8 protein-coding genes and 3 pseudogenes are annotated in these 12,426 nt (G+C 55.3%); 8 read left to right on the top strand and 3 right to left on the bottom strand.

Going from position 1 to position 12,426, the window contains the following annotated elements:
- The first annotated feature begins 132 nt into the window (after positions 1–132).
- From AU509_RS12575 to AU509_RS12600, 6 genes and pseudogenes are all read left to right on the top strand, one after another.
- Entirely contained in the window at positions 133–807 is a 675-nt protein-coding gene (locus tag AU509_RS12575; RefSeq protein WP_085651846.1) for a gamma-glutamylcyclotransferase, read from the top strand.
- A 134-nt stretch (positions 808–941) separates the two neighbouring features.
- A complete protein-coding gene (locus tag AU509_RS12580) occupies positions 942–1,976 on the top strand; it encodes an ABC transporter permease (RefSeq protein ID WP_409359766.1) in 1,035 nt (344 codons plus the stop codon).
- Positions 1,976–2,841 (top strand): annotated as a pseudogene (locus AU509_RS12585) (ABC transporter permease). The gene AU509_RS12580 and the pseudogene AU509_RS12585 overlap by 1 nt, the downstream one beginning before the upstream one ends.
- Positions 2,801–3,675 (top strand): annotated as a pseudogene (locus AU509_RS12590) (ABC transporter ATP-binding protein). The pseudogenes AU509_RS12585 and AU509_RS12590 overlap by 41 nt, the downstream one beginning before the upstream one ends.
- Positions 3,672–4,352 (top strand): ABC transporter ATP-binding protein, encoded by a 681-nt coding sequence (locus AU509_RS12595; RefSeq protein WP_094118507.1) that lies wholly within the window; start codon positions 3,672–3,674, stop codon positions 4,350–4,352. The pseudogene AU509_RS12590 and the gene AU509_RS12595 overlap by 4 nt, the downstream one beginning before the upstream one ends.
- Positions 4,353–4,458: 106 nt before the next feature.
- Positions 4,459–6,033, top strand: coding sequence for an ABC transporter substrate-binding protein (locus AU509_RS12600; protein ID WP_094118508.1), 1,575 nt, complete (start codon positions 4,459–4,461; stop codon positions 6,031–6,033).
- Between the two features lie 153 nt (positions 6,034–6,186).
- Here AU509_RS12600 and AU509_RS12605 read toward each other — a convergent pair whose 3' ends face one another.
- Complete coding sequence (locus AU509_RS12605) at positions 6,187–7,248, bottom strand: DUF481 domain-containing protein (RefSeq protein WP_094118509.1); 1,062 nt, start codon at positions 7,246–7,248, stop codon at positions 6,187–6,189.
- A gap of 221 nt (positions 7,249–7,469) precedes the next feature.
- Entirely contained in the window at positions 7,470–8,741 is a 1,272-nt protein-coding gene (locus AU509_RS12610) for an acyltransferase family protein (RefSeq protein ID WP_094118510.1), read from the bottom strand.
- A 449-nt stretch (positions 8,742–9,190) separates the two neighbouring features.
- Here AU509_RS12610 and AU509_RS12615 point away from each other — a divergent pair, with 449 nt between their 5' ends.
- Together AU509_RS12615 and yiaY are read left to right on the top strand one after the other, a co-directional pair.
- Positions 9,191–9,439: a GlsB/YeaQ/YmgE family stress response membrane protein gene (locus AU509_RS12615; protein ID WP_085651838.1), complete on the top strand. Its 249-nt coding sequence runs from the start codon at positions 9,191–9,193 to the stop codon at positions 9,437–9,439.
- 409 nt (positions 9,440–9,848) lie between these two features.
- Positions 9,849–10,996 (top strand): annotated as a pseudogene (gene yiaY / locus AU509_RS12620) (L-threonine dehydrogenase).
- Positions 10,997–11,243: 247 nt separating this feature from the next.
- On the opposite strand, the gene AU509_RS12630 reads toward yiaY, so the two are convergent.
- A complete protein-coding gene (locus tag AU509_RS12630; RefSeq protein WP_094118511.1) occupies positions 11,244–12,338 on the bottom strand; it encodes an ABC transporter ATP-binding protein in 1,095 nt (364 codons plus the stop codon).
- Positions 12,339–12,426 lie beyond the last annotated feature (88 nt).

The raw sequence follows: 12,426 nt of genomic DNA on the forward strand, positions 1-12,426 counted from the left end.
GCAAGGTGAACGTTTCCGTCGCGCCGGGAAAATAATCAACGTGCGCGTTGATTGTACGGTTCATGATCGTTCAGAATAGCCGGGTGACGCCATTCAGCAGGAAAGCGTGTAAGGGGTGAGGAAAGAGAACTTGTGTTAACGCGTGATTTTTTACAGAAAGCCGATTGCCGGACGTCGTTCGGCCATATCGAAGAGCATTTATTGCTTACCCCGCAGCAGCGAGCAGACTCTCTGGAAACCACTTTATCCTGCCGTCCCCAGCATGAGGGCGTTTGGATCTTTGGCTACGGTTCTCTGATGTGGAATCCTGCCTTTGATGCGACCGAGAGTTGCCTGGCCACGCTGAAAGGCTGGCAGCGCGCGTTTTGCTTACGTTTGACCGCCGGGCGCGGCACCACGGCTCAGCCGGGGCGAATGTTGGGACTCAAACCGGGAGGAGAAACGACGGGACTTGCCTATCGTCTTCCGGAAGACAGCCTGCGCGAAGAGCTGGCGCTGCTGTGGAAACGGGAAATGCTGACCAGCTGCTATCGTCCCCTGTGGTGTGAATTGGAGTGCGCCGAAGGCGGTTACCTGACGGCGCTGGTTTTTGTCATCAATCCCGACCATCCGCTGCTGGAACAGGATACCTGCATTCAAAGCGTGGCGCCGCTGATCGCGCGTGCACGGGGGCCGCTTGGCACGAACGCGCAATACCTTTTTTCCCTGGAGCGCGAACTACAACATTATGGGATGCCGGACGACAATCTGATTGCGCTGGCGCAAAGAGTCAGAGAGCTTTTGGACGCGTCACCTTCCGGCGAATAATTCACCTCATTTTTCCATATATAATATATAGTTATATCCATATCACTGAATATAATTTCAAACGCTTTTGTCATCTCGCCTACACTCCGGGCCTTATTTTTACTCGGCAAATGAGGGATAGCGTAGTGCGTACAATTCATGGACACCTCCGTGCCGGGTGGCAACGAACCGGAACTGTGCTGAGCAGTCTGCTGGCGCTGGCCATCACGCTGCTGGGGCTCCTGCTTTTCACTTTCTTACTGACTCATCTGGCGCCCATCGATCCGGCGCTGCAAATTGCGGGCGATCGCGCCAGCGAGTCGACCTATCTGCAGGTCCGGCAGCAGTTAGGTCTGGACCAACCGCTATGGGTTCAGTTCTGGCATTACCTGACGGCGCTCGCTCACGGCGATCTGGGCATTTCCCGCAGCACCTCTCAGCCTGTCTTCGATGATTTGATGCGCGCGTTTCCCGCGACGCTCGAGCTGGCGACCTGCGCCATTATCATCGGCTTTGTCTTTGGCGTGACGCTGGCGTTGCTGTCGGTCCTGAAGCCCGGCAGCCTGCTGGATAATGCGGTGCGGATGATCTCGCTGGTGGGGTATTCCGTTCCCATTTTCTGGTTAGGGCTGCTGAGTTTGCTGCTGTTTTATGCGGTTTTGCACTGGGCTGGCGGTCCGGGACGACTTGATGATATCTATCAATACACGCTGGAGCCGCGCACAGGGTTTGTCCTGATCGATACCTGGCTCAGCGGCGATCCGGAGATGTTTCGCAACGCCATTCGTCATCTGTGGCTTCCCGCCTGCGTGCTGGGTCTGCTGTCGATGGCGGGGATAACCCGACTGTTGCGAGCGGCGATGCTGGACGAATGCCATAAAGAGTACGTGTTACTGGCTCGCGCGAAGGGCGCCGGTCAACTGCGCATCTTGCTTTGCCATGTATTGCCCAATATTCGCGGCGTCATGGTCACGGTACTGATGCTGTCGTATGCCAGCCTCCTCGAAGGCGCGGTGCTGACCGAAACGGTCTTCTCATGGCCCGGCGTGGGGCGTTATCTGACGACCGCGCTGTTTGGCGCGGATATTCCCGCCATTCTCGGCTCCACTCTCCTCATCGGCCTGTGCTTTATTCTGATGAATGCGTTGGCCGATGCGCTGATTTACCTCACTGACCCTCGGACACGATGATGCGATTGACTCTCTTTAAGGGCCTGCGTTCGCAGCCGCGCGCCCGACGCACTTTTTGGCCTGCCGTGAACAGCTTGAATATTGGCTGCGTTCTCCTGTCTCTGTTAATCGGGATTGCGTTGCTTGCCCCGTGCTTGCGCCGTATGACCCGAATGCGCAGTTCATCACCCAGCGTTTGCTGCCGCCCTCCGCCGAGCATTGGCTGGGAACGGATGGGTTCGGCCGGGATCTGTTGTCCCGGGTGCTCTATGGCGCGCGGCCCACGCTATTACTGGTTTCGCTGATCCTGATCCTCACCGTGCCGGTCGGTCTGCTGGTCGGCATAAGCGCGGGTTATCTCGGCGGTTGGTTTGAAAAGACGCTTATGCGGCTGACCGATATCGTCCTGTCTCTGCCGGGGCTGGTGATCGCGCTGGCGATGGTGGCGGTGCTGGGGCCGGGGCTGATTAACGGCGCTTTGGCGCTGGCGCTGACCAGCTGGCCCCAGTTTGCCCGTCAGGCCCGCGCAGAGACGCTGGCGCTGCGCCGCAGCGACTATTTGGCCGCCGCCCGTATGCAGGGCATTACCGGCCTGCGGCTGATGAGCGGACATATCTTGCCGCTGTGTTTGCCGGGCGCGGTGGTGCGCGCTGCGCTGAGTCTGGGGGGGATTATCCTTGCCGCCGCCGGACTGGGCTTTCTGGGAATGGGCGTACAACCGCCGACCGCTGAATGGGGTTCAATGGTGTCGGAAGGGAGCAAAGTCATTTTCGATCAATGGTGGGTGGCGGCCGCGCCGGGCGGCGCAATCTTGTTCGCCAGTCTGACGTTTAACCTGCTGGGCGATGGCCTGCGCGACAAACTGGACCCGCGACATGAAAAATAGTGAAACCACGTTGCTGGACGTCAACCAGCTGTCCATTGGATTGGCGGATGACCCGTCAGCGCTGCTGGTGCATCCCTTGTCGTTCCGTCTGGGGCGGGAGCGTGTCGCGCTGGTCGGCGAATCGGGTTCCGGTAAGTCCCTGACCGCCAAAGCTTGATGGGATTGCTGCCGTCCGCGTGCCGAATTCATAGCGGCGATGTCGTTATGAACGGCCAGTCGCTGGCTTCGTTAAGCGAAAGCCAGTGGCGGCAGTGGCGCGGCGACCGGGTGTCGATGGTCTTGCAGGACCCGAAACATGCGCTGAATCCGATGCGCCAGGTGGGTTGGCAGGTGGAAGAGCCGCTGAAGCTGCATACCTCGCTATCCGCGCGCGAACGGCGCGAAAAGGTGTTGGATATGCTTAACGCCGTCGGGTTGGCGGATCCCAAACGATTGTATAAGCAGTATCCGCATCAGCTTTCCGGCGGGATGGGACAGCGTGTCATGCTGGCCATCGCGCTAATTACTGAGCCGGAGTTGCTGATCGCCGATGAGCCGACGTCCGCTTTGGATCATGAACGACGCGATCAGGTGCTATCGCTGATCGATCGGTTGGTGGAAGAACGCAATATGGGGCTGTTGTTGATCAGCCATGATCTCCCGCAGGTGGCGCGTCACTGTGAACGCGTGCTGGTGATGTACAAAGGGCGCTTGCTGGATGCCCTGGCGGCGGAAGCGTTGCCGCAGGCCACTCATCCGTATACCCGCACGTTGTGGAACTGTCAGCCGAGTCGACACACCCGGGGGCAGGTGCTGCCGGTATTAGATCGTGTGTTGCTGGAGTCATTGTCATGAGTCGTCATGCTGTTGTACTACGTCATTTAAGCGTGTCACACCCGCAGGGAGGCCACGCTAATAGGGTCGTTCATGACGTCGATCTGACCATTCCGCGCGGCGAATGTTTTGGGCTGGTTGGTCCGTCCGGCTGCGGCAAATCGTCGTTGCTGTGGGCGCTGGCGGGCCTGAATCTGCACTGGCAGGGGGAGATGACCTTGCTGGATCAGCCGGTGAAACCGCATCAGGCCTTTACGGGAGCACTGCGTCGCCGGGTACAGATGGTCTTTCAGGACCCATTCGCTTCATTGCATCCCCGTCATCGCCTGAGGCGCACGTTGTCCGAGCCGCTTAGACTGCTCGGAGAAACGGATATCGACGGACGGATTGAACGCGCGTTTCAGCGAGTCGACTTGCCGCTAACGCTGCTGGATCGTTATCCGCATCAGCTTTCGGGCGGTCAACGTCAGCGTGTAGCGATCATTCGGGCGCTGCTGCTCCAGCCGGAGCTGTTGCTGCTGGATGAACCGACGTCCGCGCTGGATATGTCGGTGCAGGCTGAAATTCTCAATTTGCTGAATGAGCTGAAATCGGCAGGCGATCTGACCTTGGTGCTGGTCAGCCATGACGGTAACGTGATTGACCATTTATGCGACCGCGCGGCGGCGATGTCGCAGGGGCGTTTGCAGCCGTTCTGACCTGATTAGCGTAAACGGTTATATCAAAGCAGTTTATGCCATTAGCGCAATCACCGGTCTTTTCTCTAGACTCTACCCATCATTCAATTTGTGTCATGGAGACAATATGAAAAAGTGGCTTCCCGTCATGCTGGCGACGGTTTTGCTGGCCAGCCCGTCGCTGCGAGCGGCGACACCGCCGAATACGTTGGTGGTGGCGATCTCCCTTAACGGCATCATTAGCCTGGATCCGGCGGAAAGTTTCGAAACGGTCAGCACCAGTTCGCTGGATGCGCTGTATCAGGCGCTGGTGAAGAGCGATCGCGTTAACCCGACGCAGCTTAATCCCGATCTGGCGACATCCTGGCAGGTCGGTGCTGACGGACACAGTCTGGTTTTCACGCTGGACCCTAAAGCGACTTTCGCCTCCGGCAATCCGGTATTGGCGGATGACGTGATTTATTCATTTACCCGGGCGGTGAAGCTGAATAAAACGCCGGCGTTTATTTTAAACGAGCTGGGCTGGAAAGCGGAAAACATCGACGCGCAGTTTAAAAAGCTCGACGATCATCAGCTGGAAGTCCGCTGGACGGCGGATATCGGCAGCGATCTGGCGCTCCGGTTGCTTTCCTCTGGCGTCGCCTCTGTCGTCGATAGCAAAGTGGTTTCCAGCCATGGCGTGAACGATGATTTCGGCAGCGGCTGGTTGAAAAATCACTCTGCGGGCAGCGGTGCTTATCAGCTTCGCAACTACATTCCGCAGCAGGCGCTGGTGCTGGAAGCCAACACGCATGGCGTGAAGCAGCCAAAATTGAAGCAGGTGATTTTGAAAGATGTGGCCGATCCGGGCGCGCGTCGTCTGCTATTGATTCAGGGCGATGCGGACGTGGCGTACGATCTGGGGGCGGATCAGTTCAGCGCACTGGCGAATCAGCCGGGCGTCAAGATCAGTACGTCGCCGGGCGGCAAGATTTACTATCTCGGATTCAACACGCAGGATAATAAAGCGCCGACGCTGGGCAACCCCGCATTCTGGCAGGCAGCACGCTGGCTGGTGGATTATGAAGGGATCTCGAAGAACCTGCTCAATGGCCAGTTCATCGTGCATCAGAATTTCCTGCCGGAAGGGTTTGATGGCGCGGCGAAAGAGCAACCCTTCAAACTCGACGTTGATAAAGCGAAGAAGATCTTGAGTGACGCCGGAATCAAGCCGGGCACGCGTTTCGCGCTGACCGTCATTAATCAGCCGCCGTACACCGATATCGCTCAGGCGTTGCAGGCCAGTTTTGCCCAAGCCGACATCCATATTGACGTACAGCCAGTGGTGGAAAGCGAGCTGTGGACGAAAATGCGCTCGCGTAATTTCCAGTCGATTTTTGTTTACTGGGGACCGGACTACATCGACCCGAATACCAACGCCAGCACCTTCGCCTATAACGTGCCGAACGGTCCCAAAACACTGGCCTGGCGCGTAGGTTGGGATATTCCGGAACTCAGTCAGCAAACGCAGGCTGCGGCGGCCGAGCGCGATCGCGCGAAGCGCCAGGCGCTGTATCAAACGCTACAGAAGGAGATCCGTGAGCATTCGCCGTTTGTGGTAATGCTGCAAGGTATGCGTCTGGTGGCGGTGCGCGACAATCTGAAAGACGTGAAACAGAGTCTGGCTAACTCCATGTTGTATTACGATGACATTGGCAAGTAGGGCGACAAGCCTTCCCGGCGTATCTTTTCGCCGGGACAGATGTCGTTAACTCGGCGAGCAAGCCGCAAAAGAAAAAACCATCGACTGCAAGGCCGATGGTTTTTTTATGTCGCGAGCAGAAGGTTCTCTCACGATAGTGTGGAACGCGTGGCCTTACCAGCCGACGCCCAGACCCAGTGAGTACAGGGTATCGTTGACGTTGCCCTGAACGCTTTGCGTCCGGTTACGCGCCACCTGCATGCTGACGGAGGACCAGTTGGTGAGCTTATAGCGCAGACCTGCACCGGCTTTGAAGTACAGCTTGGTGGTGTTGTCGAAGGAACGTCCGACTTCGCCCGTGGTGAAGAGCTGTGTTTTCTTACCGGAGAAGTAACGGCTGTAGTCCCATTTCAGACCGCCGGCGAAGAAGTCGTCCTGACCCTCTTCCTGATAGACGAACTGCTGGCTACTCACCAGCGCAGTGACGGAGAAGGCGCCCAGATCGTTATCCCAGAACTGATAACCCGGACCGGTACCGATTGAGCGGCTGATCTTGATCTCTTCCACCCAGTCGCGTTTGTATTGGTAACGGCCCTGCCAGAACCAGTTTTCATCGATGAATTTGTCCAGCGCATATTCACCGCCGACGTTTTTGGTGCTGTCTACGTCGTCTTCTTCGGCCATGTGGTAGCCCGCGTCCAGATTATGACGCCAGGTGCCGTGCAGAAGTTTGGTGCTCAACACCACATCGTGGTTGTTGGTCGTCGTCGAACTTTTCTTGTGCGACAGGCTGGCGTCGATGTTGCCTTTCCAGGAGAGATCCTGCACCAGCGGTTTAGGAACGATCATGGAGTTGATGTCGCTCAGCGCCAGCGTGCCTTCGTTCGCCGTTCCCGCCTGATCGCCGCCATCGCTCAACGGCTTCTGAACCACAATCCCGCGGGTTTCCGCCGGTTTAATGGCCGGGTAGAGCACACCCTCTTCATAACGGTGACCCTGAATGACCATCGCATGGTCGGTCTGGAAGGTTTTGACCTTGTCCCAGGAAACGGACAGCGTATCGGCATAGTCCGTTTTGATGAACAGTTTGCCGCTGTCCAGCAGAGTAATCTGTCCAGTGACTTTGTCACCATTGGTGAGCCAGAGGGTATCGGCGGCGTAACTCGTGGAAACACCCGCGACACTCAGGCCGACGTACAGGCCGAGAGTGGATAGTGCAAATTTGGAATGTGTCATGTTGTGAGATAAACAAATGGTGACTGATGTTGAAAGACGTCCTTGAGACGTTCGGCCGTTAGAACACCGGTTGGAACCGGCGCCGCAAACATTAACAGGAAACGAGTCGTGTCTCTAGGCATAAGTGAGTATCAATTAGAATGTAAATCGTTATAACCGAGGTCATTAATGATTTACCGGTATAACAGTGTGGGAAGCCTGAGCTTCCCACGGCGAAACGATTAAGCTGCGCTGCTCGACTCCGTGAGTCGGCGGCTCAGAAAGCGGTCCGTCAGCGCGTTGCGAATGCGCACCACAACCTGTTCCTGAAATATGACGCACAGCGCCACCGTCGTTAATAGGAAAATGCCGTAACCGGTCATGGAGAGCTGTACCTGGCCGGCCGTCACGACGCACTGAGACCAGTGAGTGAAACAGGTCATGGGATTGGCCCGCACCAGCTGCTCCAGCGTTCGGTAAAGGTTAAATAATGGCACATGCAGCGCAAAAATGGACAACGAGGCGGCACCCAGACGTGGAGACCATGTTCTGATCCACTCGCTGCGGGGATCGCGGGCTTGCGCCGACAGGCAGACTAACAGAACCTGTGAAGGCAGCAAAAGCCCGTTATGCAGCAGGAAGTACCAGTGAGCGCGGCCGCGGGTAAACAGGACGGTGGCGATAATGAAGCAGACCACGATAAAGGCCACCAGCCCATTGCGCTGACGGGCGGTCAGCGCAGGCACCACACCGTCTTTATACTGCCGGAAAATCGCATAGCCGAGGATACCGGCCAGAAACTCCGGTAATCGGAAAATAGGACCGCGTTGGAGAAGACCGGTATACGGCATGCCGTACAGCTTGTGCCAGACCACCCATACCGCAGGCAGTAAATAGAGCACAAAGATGAACGTTAACCATCGGCGCGGATAACGGCTGTTCATCAAGCGTGGCGCCAGCAGCGGGAACAAAAGGTAGAAGAAGAACAGGGTAGACAGCGACCACAACGGCGCATTGAAGGTTAGAAAATAAGGATTCCACGCCTGTAACAATAACAGTTGCAGCACGCTGTTGAACGTCAACTGGGCGTTATCCATGTAGTGGCGCAGCGACGCCGGGTCGACGCCGGGCTGGTTGCTGTCATAGATCACGAAACGCGCGCTGGCGACTTGTCCTTCCGGGGGAATAGCCAGCCACTGCATCAACATGACGACCAGGATCGAGCTCACCAGACCGATGATGTGAATGGGGTAGAGATTGAACAGCCGCTTGGCCATGAAGCGCCGGGCCGGTTCGCGCAGCTGGCCATTTCGAATATACACGTGAGCGAGCAAGAAACCGGACAACACAAAGAAGGTGCTCGTCGCAAAGAATCCCATACTGGTTAACTCATCCAGAAACGGGATGTTGAATCGCTGGGGATAGACGTGCAGCGTGTGGTAAACCATAACGTAACATCCCAGCAGAAAACGGAGCCACTCAAGTCCGATAAACCGCTCTTTACTGACTTTCATCTCTATCCTCCGTGTGCCTGGCTGCTGAGGCCTTAACAGTACAATTACTCAGTTTAGGAAAAGAATGCGGAAATATATCTAGGAATAGGGTGATAAATGCTTTGGATACAACGCTAAGTCACTTTTTATCACCGGTTAAAGCGTTACCGCCAAAGGGATGGACGCAGGACATAGAACCAAAATGCGAGAACGCTATTAACCAATAAAAAGGTATTCTGGTCTAGCCGTTTTTTTGTGATTTGATGTTACTTTGCCGCCGTCTGGGGCGGCGTGAAGCCGGCTGAAAACCGAGTATGGTCAACAAACCAGCAGTCAGATGCGTTAGACGTTGCAACGTGGAATTTTGGCTATACTTAACCTCGGTTTTGATTCGAGATGGGTCATCAACAATCAAACTGCGATCCATTTTAATGGGCAAACAGGTCAGTCACTAACGAGATGAGGTAGGTATGGGCATTCTTTCATGGATTATCTTCGGGTTGATCGCGGGTATCCTCGCCAAGTGGATCATGCCGGGGAATGATGGCGGCGGTTTCTTCATGACGATACTGCTGGGCATCATTGGCGCCGTCGTCGGCGGATATATCAGTACCTTCTTCGGCTATGGCCGTGTAGATGGTTTCAACTTCGGTAGTTTCATCGTCGCCGTCATCGGTTCCCTGGTGGTGCTGTGGATTTATCGTAAGATTCGCAGTTAGCCCATTGCACGGGTTGTCCGCATCTCATCGGTGCGGACATGAATATATTCTCTTTCTCCCTCTCTTATTTCCCACCACGCCTTTTTTCATTACCCTCATTTACTTTTGTTACTTAAATTTATTATTTTTTTTTACTAGAATAATCCGCGCAGCGGTAAACTCCCCGTCACTCAACGCTATCACGGGGATCCTCGTGGTCTTCCAGTCTGTTTTGATGCCCTTCGGGATTCGAAAGAAATTATCATTTCTTTAACAATCTCGTGCCGATAATTGACTCCCATCATAATAACCCCTTCAATCGCTCTAGGATCGGTAGGTTTAAGTTGTTTTAAATCAATTTAACTCGCGTATCTCGGTGATAGGATTGCCGTCAGTTAACATTTAAAATCAATGGATATGGTGAAACCTCATGAGTAGCGCATTTTATATTCCGGCAGTAAACCTGATGGGAGAAGGCTCTTTACAGCAAGCCGCTAAACAGATTCAGGCGCAGGGCTTCAAACGAGCGCTGATTGTGACCGACAGCGTATTGAACAAAATTGGCGTCGTGGCCTCTGTTCAGACTCTGCTGGATGAGCATCAGGTTTTCAGCGCTGTTTATGACGGCGTGCAGCCTAACCCGACGGTCAAAAACGTGGACGAAGGGCTGCAATTGCTGAAGTCCAATGACTGCGACTGTATCGTTTCTCTGGGCGGCGGCTCTTCACATGACTGTGCGAAAGGCATTGCGTTGCTGGCGACCAACGGCGGCCAGATTGCCGATTACGAAGGCGTTGATAAATCACATCGTCCGCAGCTGGCGCTGTTTGGCATCAACACCACGGCGGGTACGGCTTCTGAAATGACACGTTTCTGCATCATCACCGATGAAGTTCGCCACGTGAAAATGGCAATTGTCGATCAGAACGTCACCCCGCTGATGTCCATTAACGATCCTGCTCTGATGGTGGGTATGCCGGCTTCTCTGACGGCGGCGACAGGTATGGATGCCTTGACGCATGCGATCGAAGCTTACGTTTCTACGGCGGCGGACCCGATCACCGACGCGGTCGCCATCAAAGCGATTGAGCTGATTCGTGAGCATTTGAGCAATGCGGTCCACGACGGTAAAAATATGGAAGCGCGTGAGCAAATGGCGTACGCGCAGTTCATGGCGGGGATGGCGTTCAACAACGCATCTCTGGGCTATGTACATGCAATGGCTCACCAGTTGGGTGGCTTCTATAACCTGCCGCACGGTGTTTGCAACGCCGTGCTGCTGCCGCATGTTGTACGCTATAACGCCGCTGTTGCCGCCGCTCGCCTGAAAGACGTGGCGAAAGCCTGGGTGTTGACGTCGCTAACCTGAGCGACGCCGATGCGGCCGAAGCGGCGATTGCCGCTATCGTCGCACTGTCTCGCGACATTGGCATCCCAACCGGTCTGAAAGAGCTGGGCGTAAAAGAAGAAGACTTCAACACGCTGGCGGACAATGCGCTGAAAGATGCCTGCAGCCTGACCAACCCGAGACAAGGAACGCACGCTGAAATCGTTTCCGTCTTTGCGGCCGCGATGTAATTCAGGTTTCAAGTAACCGAAAGGGCGGCGAAAGCCGCCTTTTTTTATGGTGAAGAAACGTGGGCGAAACGATTGCGGGCCGAGAGCCCGGCTCACGACATCGCCTGAAAGCGGTTTTCAATGGCAACCTGACGGCACGTTTGTCGCGATGGACACGGAGCGCTGGCGCGAAACAGGACAGCGGCCATTTTCGCACCAGTCTGACCGCCTTACATCAAGGCGGTTGTTGGGACGGGAATGGCGGACATTAATGTGTCGTGATCACATCCAATGCACGCAGATTTTCCGGCATCCAGGACAGTTTCACACCGGTCCCGACTTTCCAGGAAGGGTCCACATCGCTCGCCGGCAGTTTGACCATAAACTGGGATTGTCCTGCGACGTCCGTCATCATCCGCACGTGGTCGCCGAGATAGATAAACTGACTGATCCGAGCATTCACCTGTTGAGCACCGGGCTGCAGGGGGTCGGCGTTGATTTTGACCCGTTCCGGACGGATGCAGACCGAAATGGTTTTACCTGGGGAACTGGGGCGTACCTTCAGCGCTTTCAGTACGGTGCCATCACCCACCGTCACGTTGTAATAGTCGCCGTCACTGCCTGACTGCGTTCCGATCAGGGTATTGTTCTCACCGATAAATTGCGCCACGAAAGCATTTTGCGGCCGTTCGTAGATATCGCTTGGGCTGTCCATTTGCTGGATGATGCCGTCATTGAATACCGCCACCCGGTCTGACATCGTCATGGCTTCGCTCTGATCGTGGGTCACGTAAACGACCGTCAGGTCCAACGCGCGATGCAGCTCTTTGATCTCCAACTGCATATGTTCACGCAGCTGTTTATCGAGCGCCCCCAGTGGTTCGTCCATCAGCACCAAGCGCGGCTCAAACACCAGCGCGCGCGCCAGCGCCACACGCTGCTGTTGTCCGCCGGACATCTGCGCCGGATAACGATCGGCGAGGCTGGTCAGTTTTACACGGTCCAGCACGCGGTCGACTTTTTCTTTGATATCGCTGCGATTCAGACGACGAATGGAGAGCGGAAACGCCAGATTTTCCGCCACGGTCATATGCGGAAACAGCGCGTAGTTTTGGAATACCATACCGATCCCACGTTGATGTGCAGGCTGATTATGCAGCGGAATATCGCGCAGCAATATTTCGCCCTGCGTCGGGGTTTCAAATCCAGCCAGCATCATCAAACTGGTGGTTTTACCTGAACCTGACGGGCCGAGCATCGTCAAGAATTCGCCTTCCTGAATATCCAGGTTCAGGTTTTTGACTACCAGCCGATCGCCATCATAGGTCTTTTGAATATTTTTGAAGCTGACAAAGTTTTTCATTAAGCCACTCTCTCACTGTGTCTGTATTCCACTGTCCATGCATAAATCATGCCTGCATGAAAAATATGGGGTGATATGGCGAGATCGT

The organism is Lonsdalea britannica, assembly GCF_002111595.1.
Taxonomy (GTDB): Bacteria; Pseudomonadota; Gammaproteobacteria; order Enterobacterales; family Enterobacteriaceae; genus Lonsdalea; species Lonsdalea britannica.